This window comes from Bacteroidota bacterium (assembly GCA_016714535.1).
Lineage (GTDB): Bacteria > Bacteroidota > Bacteroidia > AKYH767-A > OLB10 > JADKFV01.
The window spans coordinates 87,657-103,431 of sequence record JADKDR010000009.1 but is presented as its reverse complement, the minus strand read 5'-3'; the positions used below and the strand labels follow the sequence as shown (position 1 = coordinate 103,431).

Annotated in this window: 14 protein-coding genes; 8 read left to right on the top strand and 6 right to left on the bottom strand. The window is 36.8% G+C overall.

Going from position 1 to position 15,775, the window contains the following annotated elements:
- Positions 1 to 3: 3 nt before the first annotated feature.
- Together IPO27_13030 and IPO27_13025 are read right to left on the bottom strand one after the other, a co-directional pair.
- Positions 4 to 1,560, bottom strand: coding sequence for a DUF853 family protein (locus tag IPO27_13030; GenBank protein ID MBK8847409.1), 1,557 nt, complete (start codon positions 1,558 to 1,560; stop codon positions 4 to 6).
- A 117-nt stretch (positions 1,561 to 1,677) separates the two neighbouring features.
- Positions 1,678 to 2,532, bottom strand: a complete 855-nt coding sequence (locus IPO27_13025; protein ID MBK8847408.1) for a hypothetical protein — start codon at positions 2,530 to 2,532, stop codon at positions 1,678 to 1,680.
- Positions 2,533 to 2,881: 349 nt separating this feature from the next.
- Here IPO27_13025 and IPO27_13020 point away from each other — a divergent pair, with 349 nt between their 5' ends.
- Positions 2,882 to 4,441, top strand: a complete 1,560-nt coding sequence (locus IPO27_13020; protein ID MBK8847407.1) for a T9SS type A sorting domain-containing protein — start codon at positions 2,882 to 2,884, stop codon at positions 4,439 to 4,441.
- A gap of 240 nt (positions 4,442 to 4,681) precedes the next feature.
- The gene (locus tag IPO27_13015) at positions 4,682 to 4,951 is read left to right on the top strand and encodes a hypothetical protein (protein MBK8847406.1); all 270 of its coding nucleotides are present in this window, start codon (positions 4,682 to 4,684) and stop codon (positions 4,949 to 4,951) included.
- A gap of 113 nt (positions 4,952 to 5,064) precedes the next feature.
- Here the strand turns inward: IPO27_13015 and IPO27_13010 are convergent, their stop codons facing one another.
- Together IPO27_13010 and rlmD are read right to left on the bottom strand one after the other, a co-directional pair.
- The gene (locus tag IPO27_13010; GenBank protein MBK8847405.1) at positions 5,065 to 5,562 is read right to left on the bottom strand and encodes a C40 family peptidase; all 498 of its coding nucleotides are present in this window, start codon (positions 5,560 to 5,562) and stop codon (positions 5,065 to 5,067) included.
- A gap of 30 nt (positions 5,563 to 5,592) precedes the next feature.
- Entirely contained in the window at positions 5,593 to 6,975 is a 1,383-nt protein-coding gene (gene rlmD / locus IPO27_13005) for a 23S rRNA (uracil(1939)-C(5))-methyltransferase RlmD (protein MBK8847404.1), read from the bottom strand.
- Positions 6,976 to 7,083: 108 nt separating this feature from the next.
- Here rlmD and IPO27_13000 point away from each other — a divergent pair, with 108 nt between their 5' ends.
- A complete protein-coding gene (locus IPO27_13000) occupies positions 7,084 to 9,471 on the top strand; it encodes a gliding motility-associated C-terminal domain-containing protein (protein ID MBK8847403.1) in 2,388 nt (795 codons plus the stop codon).
- A 55-nt stretch (positions 9,472 to 9,526) separates the two neighbouring features.
- Here the strand turns inward: IPO27_13000 and hppD are convergent, their stop codons facing one another.
- Together hppD and IPO27_12990 are read right to left on the bottom strand one after the other, a co-directional pair.
- Positions 9,527 to 10,621: a 4-hydroxyphenylpyruvate dioxygenase gene (hppD, locus tag IPO27_12995; protein MBK8847402.1), complete on the bottom strand. Its 1,095-nt coding sequence runs from the start codon at positions 10,619 to 10,621 to the stop codon at positions 9,527 to 9,529.
- A gap of 196 nt (positions 10,622 to 10,817) precedes the next feature.
- A complete protein-coding gene (locus IPO27_12990; GenBank protein MBK8847401.1) occupies positions 10,818 to 11,216 on the bottom strand; it encodes an Rrf2 family transcriptional regulator in 399 nt (132 codons plus the stop codon).
- Between the two features lie 200 nt (positions 11,217 to 11,416).
- Between IPO27_12990 and IPO27_12985 the strand changes: the two genes are divergently transcribed.
- The 5 genes from IPO27_12985 to IPO27_12965 all read left to right on the top strand — a co-directional run bounded on the left by IPO27_12985 (position 11,417) and on the right by IPO27_12965 (position 15,489).
- Positions 11,417 to 11,995 carry a YdeI/OmpD-associated family protein gene (locus IPO27_12985; GenBank protein MBK8847400.1) on the top strand — a complete coding sequence of 193 codons (579 nt, stop codon included), beginning with the start codon at positions 11,417 to 11,419 and terminating at the stop codon, positions 11,993 to 11,995.
- A 4-nt stretch (positions 11,996 to 11,999) separates the two neighbouring features.
- Complete coding sequence (locus tag IPO27_12980; GenBank protein MBK8847399.1) at positions 12,000 to 12,623, top strand: YdeI/OmpD-associated family protein; 624 nt, start codon at positions 12,000 to 12,002, stop codon at positions 12,621 to 12,623.
- Positions 12,624 to 12,737: 114 nt separating this feature from the next.
- The gene (locus IPO27_12975; GenBank protein MBK8847398.1) at positions 12,738 to 13,886 is read left to right on the top strand and encodes an adenylyltransferase/cytidyltransferase family protein; all 1,149 of its coding nucleotides are present in this window, start codon (positions 12,738 to 12,740) and stop codon (positions 13,884 to 13,886) included.
- 23 nt (positions 13,887 to 13,909) lie between these two features.
- Complete coding sequence (fucP, locus tag IPO27_12970) at positions 13,910 to 15,160, top strand: L-fucose:H+ symporter permease (GenBank protein ID MBK8847397.1); 1,251 nt, start codon at positions 13,910 to 13,912, stop codon at positions 15,158 to 15,160.
- Positions 15,157 to 15,489 (top strand): L-rhamnose mutarotase, encoded by a 333-nt coding sequence (locus tag IPO27_12965; protein ID MBK8847396.1) that lies wholly within the window; start codon positions 15,157 to 15,159, stop codon positions 15,487 to 15,489. Before fucP ends, IPO27_12965 begins: the two co-directional genes overlap by 4 nt.
- Positions 15,490 to 15,775 lie beyond the last annotated feature (286 nt).

Below are 15,775 nucleotides of genomic sequence, written 5' to 3'. Positions count from 1 at the left end.
GTTCTAAAACCAACCCGATTTTTTCTTTCTGCGTGTTGTACTTTTTATACCAATAGCACCAAGCAAACTGCGAGTGATAATGCTGGCAGCAGTTCGCATAACTTGTTTACCCGCGCTTGAGGTAACAGCTTTTTCAATCATACCAGGTTCGTCATTTTCCTTTTTTTGCTCTTTTGCTGAATCTTCCTCTGCAGTTTCTTCGATGTGAGCAGCAAGCTTATCGGTTAGAATTTCGTGCGCACTTTTGCTATCTATTACTTCATTGTATTTTTTTACAACATTCGATTTGCTTACCAATGTATTCAATTCTTCGGGTGTGAGTATATCCATGCGCGACCGCGGAGGGCATAAAAGGGTGTGCGCCAATGGTGTTGGATTGCCTTTTTCATTAAGTACTGTTATAAGTGCTTCGCCTGTTCCAAGTGATGTAAGCAGTTCTTCAGTATTATAGTACTCAGTAAGAGGATAATTATCAGCGGTAAGCTTAATAGCCTTGCGATCGTTGGCTGTAAAAGCGCGTAGTGCATGTTGTACTTTCATACCAAGCTGACTTAATATTGCTGCAGGTATATCGGTAGGTAGTTGGGTTACAAAGTAAATACCTACACCTTTACTACGTATAAGTTTAATCATAGTTTCCAATTGATCGAGCAGGGCTTTACTTGCTGTATCAAATATAAGATGAGCCTCATCAATAAATACACAAAGCTTGGGTGCATCAGCATCTCCTATTTCTGGAAAGGTGGCATATATTTCTGCCATCAGACTCAACATAAAAGTTGAAAACAATTTAGGTTTGCTTTGCATATCAGTAAGCCTGACTATCGAAAGATAACCATAGCCTTGGTTGTCTATCCTGATCAAATCTTCAACTTCAAACGAACGTTCTCCAAAGAACTGTTCGGCACCTTGCTGTTCTACTTCAATTATTTTTCGTAAAATGGTAGATGCCGAGGCGGTAGAAATAGCACCATAGTCTCCCTTTATTTCTGCCTTGGCCTCATTGGTTAAAAATTGCAAAACTTTCTTAAAGTCTTTGAGGTCGAGCAATGGCATTTGCTTATCGTCAGAATATTTAAAAACTAAAGAAACAACCCCTGCTTGCGTATCATTAAGATCCAATATTTTTGAAAACAATACGGGACCAAATTCACTAACCGTAGCGCGCATGCGCACTCCCGCATCATTGCTTATACTATAAATTTCGACAGGAAATGCATGTTGCTTCCACTTAATTCCAATCGACTTGCTGCGTTCTTCTATCTTAGTATTAATTGCACCTTCTTGTGCAAGTCCACTTAAGTCACCCTTCACATCCATAAGCAAGCAAGGTATACCTTTAGCAGAAAGGGATTCAGCTATTCCTTGCATGGTCTTGGTTTTGCCAGTGCCGGTAGCACCAGCAATAAGCCCATGTCGGTTCATCATTTTTAGCGGGGCCTTAATTTGCAACCCTTCAACTGGCGCACCATCCAAAATTCCCGCACCCAAAATTATACTATCACCTTTATGTGTGTAGCCCGCATTTATTGCTTCAATAAACTTTTCCTTATCAGCCATTTCGATTTAATATTTGTGCAAATATAGCTTTGCTGCCATTATAATGAAACGTATATTTTACTAAACAAAATTCGAAATGAAATGCCTGTTTACTTTAAAAATTCTAGCTTTTCACTGCTACTGATTTATTGTTGATTGCAATGTCCTTACAGTTGAGCTAAAAATACGTTTACGTATTTTATAAATTACAAATCCTATTGAGCCCAATACCAAAAGCACTATCCAGTTTCGAATGATGAAAAGTAAAAATCGCTCAACTCCGACTATACTTTTTAAGAAAGCATCAGAAGCTTTTACTCCAAATGCTGTTTCGGCTTTCATCATCTTGCTGATGTTGGGCAATACTTCGGTGCGTATGTGAGAGTCTTCGTAATAGGTAATGTTGATGGTTGAATATTCCACTAGTTTGTTAAGTTCATACGCATTAATTTTTCGCTCTTGCTTTATGAGGTTACTATCCTTGCCCGCAAGCACAGGTGCTTGCGCATAAAGTTTGTTTTTTAACACTTCGTAACTCCTGTCGGTAGTTCGTATCTCAAGTAATTCGGGTCTGGTTATACGCGTAACCAAACTATCCAAAAACGAATCGAAATAAGGTGATGGTATTGCTATTGACTGGCTTATATATAGTTTTTCTTCTCTGAAAACTTTGATGCTATCATTGGGTAGCTCTATCGTATTTGCATTTAACTCCTGCGGATTTATTTGAGTTGCTTTAATAACACCACCAAATCGGTTTGTAACCTTGTCTATATACCTTTTGGTTTCAATTGAATTTTTTGTCTTAAATCTATAGTCTGCTTCCTTTTCCAGGTACTCAAAGTTTTTTGATGATTTGGTTGTTAGTCCCTTTTTATCAAGGGAACTGCTTTGTAACGACTCATCATAATATTCGCTACAGCCAGTTACAAATAATGTTGCACAACTTATCATGCATAGCCAAAGCGCAATGCTCATTCGATTTGATTTCATACGTATTAAAGTTTTAAAGGTTCTTTGTCTTTAATAATCACCGTTGCAAAAAAGTAACCTCAACTAATCGTTAGTGTGTTGTTAAAGTTATTTTATTGATAGTAGGTAATGGGGCAGCGAGTGGGTTGCGTCAGGTCAGGTAATTTTTAGCATTAGAATATGCTTAGCTAATAACAACTTTCAAATAATTCATTGAACAAATTCGACAAAGAGAATAATGATTATTTTTTCGATGAATGCATATTCATTCATTCGTCTAAACAATTTTAAACATAGAAAACTTTTTACATGGGCGTGACAAAATTTTAAAATGAATGCTTTAATTTTGGCTCATACTAAAACAACTGTTATGAACAAAAAACTAATAGCAGTCCTACTAAGCCTGTTAGGATTGCTTACAACAAACCAGGCGTACTCGCAAAACTTTAAAAAAATTAAATCAAGCACCGGATACAATGTTGAAGGTCTGATTAAAATTAATGACAACGAATTTGTTTGTTATGGCAACAGTCCTTTTTTTGAGATTACGATATTTTCGATGGACAGCAATTTTACAATCAATTGGGAAAAAAAATTGACTGGTGCATTTTATGCAGGATCAAATATTTGGGGCATGTATACCTCAGACAGTTCCTTAGTGTTTACAACAAGTTATTATACAGGACCAATGAATTCGGGAGCAAATATTGGCCTCATGGTACTAAAAATGGATTTGCTTGGAAACGTAATCTTCTCGAATCGATTTTACGAACAAGTTAATACAAGAGAGTATTACCCACGTAAAATATTTGAAACAAGTCAGGGCAACTATATAATTACAGGAGTTGTAATTTATACTCAAAATATGCTAACAGGAGATCCTTTTATATGTAGCGTATCTCCAAATGGAGTATTACAATGGCATAAGCAAGCTAATTTTGGTAGCTCATATCATGATGCTATTGAATTAACTGATGGAGACATTTTGGTTGGCTCCCAAATGACTGGCGGACTTTTATCTCGCTTTGATCATGCAGGAAATGCAGTTCAACATGTATCTCTTTCTAACTTATGGAATGCATCATGTTTGAAATTACTTTCAGATGGAAACATAATGGTTTGTGGAACTGCCTATGCGGGTAATAACCTTGAAAGTGAAATGAGTTTGATTAAATTAGATCAAAACCTAAATCCAATTTGGGCTTATCGCTATGACTTAGATTCTGCCATCTTTGGCCCTAGAAACTTTTATCCAATCCATTTGAATGAAGATGCAAATGGTAATATAATTGGTGCCGGAAACTATTGGCAGCAATATGTTTCGAGCCTTGGAGGGTTTTATTTTAGTGTCGATGCACTTGGCTTACCAATATCGGCCAATGTTTTTAATACAGAATTATGGTATACAAACAGCATAGTTTCTACACCAAGTTTTGAATTTGTTGTTGGGATCAATGCATATACAACCTATTCATTACTAATAAAAAACATACCTGGCTACTTTCCTTGTCAAAGTTATGGAGCAGACTTGATTGAAACGCCCATGCCAGTTATTGTTAGCAACTCACAATTTCTGTTTAGCCAACAATCGTTTTTTACTGACAGTATAAAATATTCTATATCAAACCCTAATGTCACTATTACTGAATATTGTCAACCATTGGGTTTTGATGAGGACATGACGTTAAACATGCTTTCGATACATCCAAATCCTGCTATTGATAGATTAACACTGACTAAGTCATTTACACAACCAATAAGTGTTACCATCTATAATTTAGCAGGAGCGGAAGTAAAAAATATGAAAGTTTCTGATGAGCAAACTAATGTCAATCTGGACGATTTGTCGGCTGGGTCGTACACACTAGTTGGCTTAAGTATGGATGGAACAATGAGGCAATCTTTAAAGTTTATTGTCTTACCAAAATAATTACAATAGCTAAAAGTGTATTAACATTTACACTTAAGTGTCAAGGTGTGAGGTCTGTAAATGAATCAATTATTGGAAAACAGGTATATCTTCAATTATATTCTTGTGTATCATTAAAATGAACTTGTATTTGACCTTTGCTCAAACAAGATTTTTTTGATTGCATTATTTCTCTCCATTTTACTTTAAACAAGCGGACTATCAAAAATATACACAATATGGGTTAGTCGGTGGGTTACAATGCAATATTCAAATCTTGAAACTGGCTATAGCAAAATTGATGAGGAAAAAATTGAAAAATCAGCCAAAATATTTATAATGAAACCCGCTGATTTGATTACCTTTCATGTGCAACCAATTTTCCATCAAACATTTAATAATCATAAAGAAGCAAATAGCAACAACTTTATTTACAATCAACACAACAATAATTCCACACCAACCAAAATGCTGCGCACTATGATTGACAAAATGGATGAGATAATTCAGTTACTAAAAAAGCAAATATAATATGCTCGAAGTCTCATTTGAAGTAGTAAATACTTGCACAATTCAGGTTAGCTTAAAAGAAAAGGTTTAATTGCTTTGAAAAGCGATTGGTTCTGAAAATTTGTCTTTTATTTTCAATACCTGCCCCCCGTTGTAAAATACTTGTTATAATATTCTTCGTTAAGGTCACTGATGATAACTCCTGCTTGGGTGGTTGCATGTACAAACTTGTTATTGCATAGATACACACCCACATGCGAGATATGGTTTTTTGAATTGATTGCAAAAAAAACCAAATCACCTTCCTTCAAATTTTCACGCTCAACCCGGTAGGTGCAACTCTTTTGAATATCAGCCGATGAGCCAAACAATGATTTAGCATAACTGTAATTGTATACGTTGCTGCTAAAATGCGAACAGTCTGTCCCATTCATATCATCACCGGCATACTTGTAATTTACATCTATCCAGTCTTCGGCAATTTCGTATAAGTAAGGATTCTTCACTTCGCTTATTTCAAAACCGAACGATTGGGTATAATAATTTGCATAATAATAATTGTACAACGAGTCAACTGCAAGCTTACCGCTAACAACTTCAGTTTGGCCATTTACCTTACAAATTAGAGCCATTAATAAAAAAGAAAAATAAAAACGTAGCATTTATTTATGTACTAAAAGTGCGATATTTTCTACATGATGTGTATGCGGAAACATATCAAAAGCCTGCATCGATTGAACCGAATAGTGTTCACTTAGCAAAGCCACATCACGTGCCTGGGTAGCTGCATTGCAACTTACGTATACAATGCGCTTCGCTCCTGTATGAATTAATTGCTGTATAACCTCTTTGTCCATTCCGGCACGCGGAGGGTCAGCAAATACAACATCAGGTTGGCCATGGGTGCAAATAAAGTCATCATTCAATATACGTTTCATATCGCCCGCGTAAAAAGCAGTGTTATTTATATTATTTAACATCGAATTTTGGCGAGCATCTTCAATAGCATCTTTTACGTAGTCAATGCCCACAACTTTTTTGCATGACCGGGCAATATAATTGGCTATTGTACCGGTACCTGTATACAAATCATATATGATATGATCACATTGCAAATTGGCCAATGCCGCAGTTTTACGATAAAGTTGAATAGCCTGTGCCGTATTAGTTTGAAAAAAGGATTTTACACTTATTCGGAAGGTTAAATCATCCATTCGCTCCATGATGTGTGTATTGCCATGGTAGCATACCGGATCAAGATCAAAGTAGGTATCGTTCTTTTTAGTATTTATTATATACTGAAGAGATGTAATAAAGGAGAATTCATTTTTAATGGCTTGCATCAATGAAGCGATTTTTTCAAGGTCATGGTTTCCAAAAACGAGAACAACCATCCAATCACCGGCTTGTGTCGTTCGGATGAGCAGCGTACGCATCAAACCAACTTGACTTTTGATATCGTAAAATGAATAATCATTCGCAAGGCAAAACGATTTAATAATATTTCGGAGATCATTGTGCCGATTGTCCATTAGGTGGCAAGTTTGAATATCCAATACTTTATCAAAGCGACCGGGTACATGAAAGCCAAGTCCATTTGCTGCTAACGGTTCGGTCAAATGCATTTCATCTGCGGTAAACCAGCGCTTATTGCTAAAGGTATACTCAAGCTTGTTTCGGTAATGGTATATGTTGTCACAACCTATTATGGGTTCCGTTTCGTAATACTGTATTCCGGCTAGATGTTTAAATGCATTAGTAACCATGTTTTGCTTAAAAGCTAATTGAGCCTCGTAATCCAGACTTTGCCATTTACATCCACCACAAATGCCAAAGTGAGTACAAACAGGTGTTATTCTTTTTTCAGATGGTGTAACGATCTCTTCTAGTGAGGCAAAGCCATATTTCTTTTTTTTCTTAAAAACTCTGGCATGTATGATATCGCCAGGCACGGCACCTTTTACAAACACCACCCAATCATTATAGCGACCAACTGCCATGCCATCATCAGCAATATCATGAATGTGTAAATTTTCTATTAACATATATGGATTACTCGATTTTTTTCGTTAAAAAGAAACTATATTAATCTTTAAAACGTTATTATTGTAAAAAATTACAAGGGTCAAATGTATTTAAAAAGCCCCTCAACCGTGAAACTACGTAACATAATACTTACTTTGCTACTTAGCCTGCTGTTTTCGGATAGTAATGCTTTTCATATTGTTGGCGGAGATTTTACTGCAAAATACTTAGGAGGCACTTACAATTACCAAGTTACGTTGAAGTTGTTTCGCGATTGTTCAAATGCTCAGGGAGCAGATTTTGACGATACCATCATAGTTGCAGTATATAGAAAAAATAACAACTTTCTGGAAAAAGATTTTACCATGGCATTGGTGAATGTTGTGCCTATTCAACTGGCCGGGCCATCTTGCGGCACTCCGCAAGGTGTGTGTATGGAAGTTGGCACTTACATTACTAACATAAATTTACCAGCACAAGCCGGAGGTTATTATTTGATTTGGGAACGATGTTGCAGAAACACAGCGGTGATAAATCTTAGTAATCCTCAAAATTCAGGAATGGCTTTTTACCTCGAAATTCCTAATCCCAGTATAATTAACTCAACTCCTGTTTTCAAAAATCCTCCCATACCGTATATGTGCATCAATCAGGAGTTTACATATGATTTTTCGGCTGCCGATGTTGATGGAGATTCACTTTATTATAAATTAGTAACTCCTTTAGATGGTGGACATACAAGTCCTCAAAACCCAAACCCTTTTTCAACCATTGGAAGTCAAGGGCTCGGATTAACTCCAGATCCTGCACCTTATCAACCGGTAGGATGGGCACAAGGGTATAGTGTAAATCAGGTAATGGATGCCAATCCGCAATTGAAAATCGATGGCTTTACGGGTTTAATTTCGGTTACTCCAACAGCTTTAGGTTTATATGCTATGGCCATTGTGTGCGAAGAATGGCGCAATGGTGTGCGTATCGGAATTTCCAGAAGAGAGTTAGAAACTTTTGTAATAACATGTAATCAAAATGCTGATCCTATTGCACAGCCAACCATACCACCCGGAGCAAACAATGTGTATACGGTTAAAGCCACAGATTCGTTGTGTTTTACAATCAATTTTTCTGATATTAAAGATTCCATCACCATAAGTTTTAATGGTGATTGTTTTGCAGGAGGTACAGCAGTTGCGCCTTTTGCTACCAGTAACGCAGACAGCGGATTTTTAGTTGTTGATATTGACTTTTGTTGGAAAACAACCTGCGACCACATTGCCAATTCTCCTTACAAAGTTGAATATAAAATTAAAGACAATGGCTGTCCGCTTCCTAAAACGAAGAGATTTAGTTTTACAATTAATGTAGTAGAGCCTCCCAGCTTGCTTCCTGCTAATTTGTTGTGTATGGATGTGAATAATCCCAATCAACTTCAGGTGTTTTATGGAATTGTAAACCCTCAGGACTCCGGATTTTTTAAATACTTTTTACTGTATAAAAGTGCAGGAGGAGGGCCGTATAATTTAATTGATACGATATTCGATGTGTATAAGGATAATTTTATTGACCTCGCAGCTACAAATCATGCCAACATTAATTATTGCTATTATATGCTTGGTGTAAACAAATGCGATAACATAGTTTATTCTGACACACTTTGCAGTGATGATGCCAAGAATATAAATGTAAATTACATTTCACGGGCAACAGTTAATACTGATAATAGTATTCTATTAAAATGGGACTTTGATCAAAATGCTTATTTCAGTACTTATAAGATAGAGAAAGGGGAGCATAATGAGCAAATGGGAATTCAATACCAACCTTGGAAAACGTTAAATCAATATGCTGCCGATTCGATTGTTGATACTGAAGTTGCCACTGCAACTTCGTCTTATTGCTATCGCATGTTGAATATTGATTATTGTAAAAACATTAGTCCGTATAGTAACGATGCCTGTACCATCCTGCTTCAGGGAAATGCATCACCATTCGAAAATCATATTAACTGGAGCGAATATTATGAATGGAAGGGGGGAGTTGAGAAATATGAGATATGGCGAGCTGATGATGATGATAGTCCTTTAGCGTTTCTTGCTACCGTATCCTCCAACACTTTTAATTTTCTTGATAACGATTTGAGTCCAATTCGTGGTTACTATAAATACAGGATAAAAGCAATAGAAGGGCAGGGCAGTAGAGATGAGTTTAGTTGGAGTAATGAAATCATACTGATTCAACAACCTGTGTTATATGTACCAAATGCCTTTACACCTAACGATGATGGGGTAAATGATAAATGGGAACTTTTTGCAAATTTTCTTAGGGAGTTTAATGTTACAGTATTTAACCGTTGGGGGCAGCCAATTTTTCAAACCAAAAATCCAAGGATACAATGGGCCGGTGAGTTTGTAGACAAGTCGTGCCCTACAGGTGTCTACTATTACAAAATAGATTACAAAGGATTTATTAATGACGATCTGCTTATTAAAACCGGAAGCGTAACCATCTTACGCTAGTAGTTAAATACAATAATAAAGTATAACGTAACCGTTACAAGTTTAAAAATGGTGGTTACAAATTTCCGCGGATAGCCTGTTCGCGCTCAATTGCCTCAAATAAAGCTTTAAAATTTCCCTTGCCAAAAGACTTGGCACCCTTGCGCTGAATGATTTCGTAAAATACCGTTGGTCGGTCTTCAACCGGCTTGGTAAATATTTGTAAAAGGTACCCTTCGTCATCACGATCCACCAGAATTCCCAGTTTAGCAAGTACAGATATATCCTCATCAATTTTGCCAACACGAGCTTGCAGTTCATCGTAATAGGTAGTTGGTACAGTAAGAAAATCAATACCACGTGCCTGAAGTTCGGTAACGGTTTTAATAACATCGTTAGTTAACAAAGCCATATGTTGTACACCTGCACCATGGTAAAAGTCAAGATACTCATCTATTTGCGATTTTTTCTTACCCTCGGCAGGTTCGTTAATCGGGAATTTTACAAAGCCATTTCCGTTACTAACCACTTTGCTCATTAAGGCACTATATTCGGTGCTGATATCTTTATCATCAAAAGTGATAATCATTTTAAAGCCCATTACATCTTCATAGAACTTAACCCAATCATTCATTTTGCCAAGCTCCACATTTCCAACGCAATGATCTACCACTTCAAGTCCAACAGGAGTTACTTTAAATTTCGACTGAGCGGCTTTATAACCCGGCAAAAAAGGGCCATTGTAATTGGTTCGCTCAATAAACTTATGTATGGTATCGCCATAAGTATGTATGGAAGCAATTTTTACTTCACCAAAATCATCACTCTTTACCTGCGGTTGCATGTGTGCCTTTGCCCCGCGGGCCATGGTTTCATAAAATGCCTTTTCAGCATCATCTACCCATAAGGCAAGCACCTTAACACCATCACCATGCTGTGCCACATGACGTGTAATTTCATGTTCCGGCTGTAGTGCGGTTGATAGCACAAATCGTATTTTGCCTTGTTGCAATACATACGAAGCCCGATCGCGCACACCTGTCTCAGGGCCTGCATAGGCAATCAATTCAAATCCAAACGCGTGTTGATAGTAATAAGCGCTTTGCTTCGCATTTCCTACATAAAACTCTATGTGGTCGGTTCCATTTAATGGTAAAAAATCTTCTGACATGATTATTGATTTTAATGTGGGCAAATGTAAATAGTTTTTTCAGAAGTCAGTCAATGAGCCTCTAATCGAAATTGCCATAAATAATGTAATCAAAAAAAGGCTGATTTATTAATCCTTTCAAAGTGCAAAACCAGATAGTTCGATTGCCAAATAGCTTGATGGTGCAAATAAAAGCGGTTAAAGCAAAGCCCTTATTTCATTTGTGCAATGGTTTTTTCTCCATTAGTGCGTAGGTCTTATTGCGAATATCACAAAATATTTCCTTGAGTTTGCAGGTATCGGGGTCTTCACAATCATCGCAAGCTTCGTAGTACATTTCACTGGCACAAGGCACCATGGCTATAGCACCATCAAATATGCGGTACACATCGCTTAACTTAATATCGCTTGCGGGCTTAAGCAAATAGTAACCCCCTTCGGCACCTTTCTTGCTACCTATTAGTGCATGGGTGCGTAAGTCAATAAGAATGTGCTCTAAAAATTTTTTTGGAATACGCTCAGCATCTGCTATCTGATATGCCTTCATTACATAATCCTTGCTTAGAGCTAATCTTCGCAAAGCCTTTAATGCATATTTACACCGTTTTGAAATCATATTATTTTACATCACAAATATAGCTTCCTGTTTTGACACTTGCTAACTATCCTTTGAAATCTAAGTTTTTCACTTTTAAAAAAAAGTAGTGTTGCCTATTGAATAGAAAGAAAGACAGAACTAAATTTGAAAGAAATTGATTTGAAGTAGAAATTGATTAAAGTATTTTTGAACCGATTTTTAAAATAACATCATGCCCAATGAATCCAAAAGTTGATTTCTTTTTTGCAAAAGCAAAAAAGTGGAAAACGGAATTCGAAAAGCTTCGGACCATTTTACTTGATTGCGAGCTTACCGAAGAATTAAAGTGGGGAGTGCCCTGTTATACTTATCAAGACCATAATGTTGCGCTCATTCATGGGTTTAAAGATTACTGTGCAATACTTTTTCATAATGGAGTTTTATTAAAGGATAAAAGTAAATTGCTAATACAACAAACACCAAATGTGCAGGTTGCAAGGCAACTGCGATTTACAGATATTCGTGAGATAATAGATAGGGAATCACTTATTAAAGCATACCTGCATGAAGCGATTGCTTTGGAAAAATCAGGAGCAAAACCAGAAATGAAAAAAGTTTCTGATTTTGAAGTGCCTGATGAATTTAAAACCTTACTCGATAAAAATAAAAATATTAAAACTGCATTTAGTGCCTTAACACCCGGCAGGCAGCGTGGTTATTTATTATATTTTGCTCAGGCAAAATTGGAAAAAACAAGAGTGGCACGTATTGAAAAATATATTTCGAAAATTTTGGAAGGTAAAGGATTAGACGATTAATAACATGACCAAATCCGTTGAAGCGTATTTAGCAGAAGGCTGTGGCCGCTGTGCTTTAGGCAACACACCGCAGTGCAAGGTAAACTCATGGTTGCCACTTTTAAATAGGTTACGCCATCTAGTTCTTGAATGCGGCCTTACCGAAGAATGTAAATGGGGAGTACCCTGCTATACCTTTGAGAAAAAGAATATTTTGATAGTAAGTGCATTTAAGGAGTATTGTGCAATTAGCTTTTTTAAAGGCGCACTGTTGAAGGATGAACACCAACTTTTGAGTAAGCCCGGAGAGAATTCGCAAGAAGGTAGATTGATAAAATTTACAGTTTTAAAAGACATCGAAAAAAAAGAAAAGCTGTTGAAAGCATATATTTTTGAAGCTATCGAAATTGAGAGAGCCGGTATTAAAATGCCACCAAAAAAAGCTGAAGCTTATCCGATGCCAACTGAGCTAGAAGAAAGACTTAAGATGGACCCCAAATATAAAGCCGCCTTTGAGGCCTTAACTGCCGGCCGGCAACGGGGATATATCATACATTTTGCTAAGGCTAAACAACCGGAAACTCGCAGAGGGCTAATAGAAAAGTTTTTATCTAAAATAATGCAAGGCAAAGGTCCGCTTGAATATTAATAATGGATAATCTGAATGGAAGGCAATCTTCAATTTTTAAAACAGCATTGGCAGTGTGATGATTAATTGTTTCCTTCGTCAGTTATAGATGAAATTTTTCTCCACCTAAATTTTATGAGTTCCAAAAAAGTATTTGTTACCGGCTGTTTTGATATGATGCATAGCGGGCACATTGCATTTTTGCAAGAGGCATCAAGCTATGGGGAGGTGTATGTATGCATAGGTTCTGACGAAAATGTGCATCACCTTAAAGGGCGCTATCCGGTGGTAGCGCAGAAGGAAAGAAAGTATATGCTTGAGTCGCTAATCTGTGTAAAACAATGCAGGATAAATTCTGGCTGGGGAATCATGGATTTTACATGCGAGTTAGCCGAAATCAAACCAGATATTTTTGTTGTAAATGAGGATGGTGCAACACCCGAAAAAGAAAAATTATGTGCCGAGCATCGTATCGAATATAAAATACTAAAACGTATTCCACCCGAAAATTTTGATGCTCGATCAACTACCAATCTTCGAACGAACTGTGATATTCCTTATAGAATTGATTTGGCTGGAGGCTGGCTCGATCAGCCTTATGTTTCAAAATATGCTGCCGGGCCGGTTCTAACTATTTCGATTGAGCCTAATGTAGAATTTAACTTGCGTAGCGGTATGGCTTCGAGCACACGTAATAAGGCAATTGAGTTGTGGAGTTCATCCATACCACAAGGCGATAAAATTAAGCTTGCAAAAATCTTATTTGCTTTTGACAATCCTCCAGGCACCAAAGATGTTTCGGGTTCGCAAGATGCATTAGGAATAGTATTGCCAGGGCTTAATTACTTGTTTTATGCAGAAGAGGATTACTGGCCTAAGAAAATAGAAAGCGTGCATGACGAACTTATTTTAAGTTGGCTTGAAAAACATTTGTGTCTGGTTTCGCTTGGTCCTCGCAAAAGAGACTATCATGTACTTGACAAAACAGATATTACTCCCGCTAAAGCGTTGGCTTTAGCCAACGCAAGCCAAAGTTGCTGGTCAGCAATACTAAGTCGTGATATCGGAATATTTGGACAAGCTTTTAGAGAATCGTTTGATGCGCAAGAGGCCATGTTTCCTAATACCGTGAATGATGAAATTAAGGAGGTTATAAATAAGTACAAAAACATTGTATATGGTTGGAAACTTTCAGGAGCGGGTGGGGGAGGTTACCTTATTCTTGTAACGGATAAGGATATCGAAGGCGCATTTAAAATTAAAATAAGGAGGAGAGGATTTTAACCTCTTTAAATTTTTTCAACGCTATGACTCAAAATAAAAGAAACTATACCATACCATTTATTGTTGTAACCAGCCTGTTTTTTCTGTGGGCATTGGCACATAATTTAAATCCGATTTTAATTCCTCATTTAAAAAGAGCATGTGCATTAAGCGATATGGGAAGTGCATTAATAGACTCTGCATTTTTTATAGCTTACTTCATTATGGCCATTCCGGCCGGAATGATAATGCAAAGGTTTGGTTATAAACTTGGAATCATAACAGGATTATTGCTCTTCAGCTGCGGAGCTTTTTTATTTTATCCGGCTGCATCAGCTATAAGTTTTCCGTTATTTCTTGTCGCCTTATTTATTATAGCCAGTGGATTAACCTTTTTAGAAACCGCTGCCAATCCTTACATCACTATTTTGGGCAAAGCCGAAACGGCTACCCTGCGTTTAAACTTCGCTCAATCATTTAATGGACTTGGTGCAACCATAGCGCCTTTGCTTGGCGGGCTATTTATCCTGTCAGGCAAGCAATTAAGTGAAGCTGATATAGTTAATATGAGCGAATTGCAACGCCACACTTTTTATCTTGAAGAAGCAGCAACCGTAAAAATCCCTTACGTAATAATTGGATTTGTGGTGCTTCTGGTAGCTATAATAGTTTATAAAATGCATTTGCCCGAAATAGAAGAAGAGCAAATAGAAAAGCAAAAAAGCAATGGCAAAAGCGTTTTAAATCATAGTCATCTTACCTGGGGCATTATAGCTCAATTCTTTTATGTGGGTGCACAAGTAGGAGTGGGTAGTTTCTTTATTCGGTTTTTAGGAAGTACTGCGGCAATTGATGAACAATCAGCTGCCTATTATTTATCGGTTGCTTTATTGATGTTTATGATTGGGCGCTTTATAGGCACAGTACTTATGAATTACATTGCAGCCAACAAGCTGCTTGCTTTGTATTCAGTAATAAATATGCTGCTATTGTTGATTGCTGTTTTGGCCGAAGGAAAACCTTCTGTATTCTGCTTAATGTTCGTAGAGTTTTTTATGTCAATTATGTTTCCAACCATTTTTTCTTTAAGCATAATTAACCTGGGCAAGCAAACCAAACTTGCATCTTCTTACATCATTATGGCAATAGCCGGAGGGGCTGTTATTCCTTTAATTATGGGCCGTATATCTGATATTAGTTCGATACAATGGGCTTATATGGTGCCTTTGGCGTGTTTTATTCCGGTACTATTTTTTGGTTTAAAAGGATATCAAGTTAAAACCTCGCAACAATGAAAAAATATTGTCTGGCACTGGATTTAAAAGAGGATGATGCATTAATAGCTGAATATGAAAAGTATCATCAACAAGTGTGGCCCGAAATTATTGAAAGCATAAAATCTTCAGGCATTACCAGTCTCGAAATTTACCGCATTAGTAATAGGCTGTTCATGATAATTGAAGCTCAGGATGAGTTCACTTTTGAAAAAAAGAATCAAGCCGATATGATAAATCTAAAAGTGCAGCAATGGGAAGTGTTAATGTGGCAATATCAGCAAGCTTTGCCTTGTGCAAAGCCCAGAGAAAAATGGCTATTGATGAATAAGATTTTCGAGATGAAATAGTAAATAGTAAGCTAAAGGATACTAGAAAGGAAGCGATTAGAACCATTATTTTTTTTATAAAAAAACACCTATTCTAATTTCAAAAAGTGAACGCAAATTTACTTATCAACAAATATAATTCATTAGCAAATAGATATATCTTGAAACACTTGCTAGACAAACATTTCGTAAAAATATCGTGCTGCTGTTTTGTTAATCATTTTATATACATTTTCAAATAATAATCCTTTCAATCCTCAATTGAAAATAGTACATTCGCGTTCCCAAATAGAAACGCAAATAGAAC

Excerpts from the sequence above, each read along its gene's own strand:
- IPO27_12975 (MBK8847398.1), top strand. The coding sequence starts at position 12,738 with ATGAGTTCCAAAAAAGTATTTGTTACCGGCTGTTTTGATATGATGCAT.
- IPO27_13030 (MBK8847409.1), bottom strand. The coding sequence starts at position 1,560 with ATGGCTGATAAGGAAAAGTTTATTGAAGCAATAAATGCGGGCTACACA.
- IPO27_12990 (MBK8847401.1), bottom strand. The coding sequence starts at position 11,216 with ATGATTTCAAAACGGTGTAAATATGCATTAAAGGCTTTGCGAAGATTA.
- IPO27_12965 (MBK8847396.1), top strand. The coding sequence starts at position 15,157 with ATGAAAAAATATTGTCTGGCACTGGATTTAAAAGAGGATGATGCATTA.
- rlmD (MBK8847404.1), bottom strand. The coding sequence starts at position 6,975 with ATGTTAATAGAAAATTTACACATTCATGATATTGCTGATGATGGCATG.
- fucP (MBK8847397.1), top strand. The coding sequence starts at position 13,910 with ATGACTCAAAATAAAAGAAACTATACCATACCATTTATTGTTGTAACC.
- IPO27_13025 (MBK8847408.1), bottom strand. The coding sequence starts at position 2,532 with ATGAAATCAAATCGAATGAGCATTGCGCTTTGGCTATGCATGATAAGT.
- IPO27_13010 (MBK8847405.1), bottom strand. The coding sequence starts at position 5,562 with ATGGCTCTAATTTGTAAGGTAAATGGCCAAACTGAAGTTGTTAGCGGT.
- IPO27_13020 (MBK8847407.1), top strand. The coding sequence starts at position 2,882 with ATGAACAAAAAACTAATAGCAGTCCTACTAAGCCTGTTAGGATTGCTT.
- hppD (MBK8847402.1), bottom strand. The coding sequence starts at position 10,621 with ATGTCAGAAGATTTTTTACCATTAAATGGAACCGACCACATAGAGTTT.
- IPO27_12985 (MBK8847400.1), top strand. The coding sequence starts at position 11,417 with ATGAATCCAAAAGTTGATTTCTTTTTTGCAAAAGCAAAAAAGTGGAAA.
- IPO27_13015 (MBK8847406.1), top strand. The coding sequence starts at position 4,682 with ATGCAATATTCAAATCTTGAAACTGGCTATAGCAAAATTGATGAGGAA.
- IPO27_12980 (MBK8847399.1), top strand. The coding sequence starts at position 12,000 with ATGACCAAATCCGTTGAAGCGTATTTAGCAGAAGGCTGTGGCCGCTGT.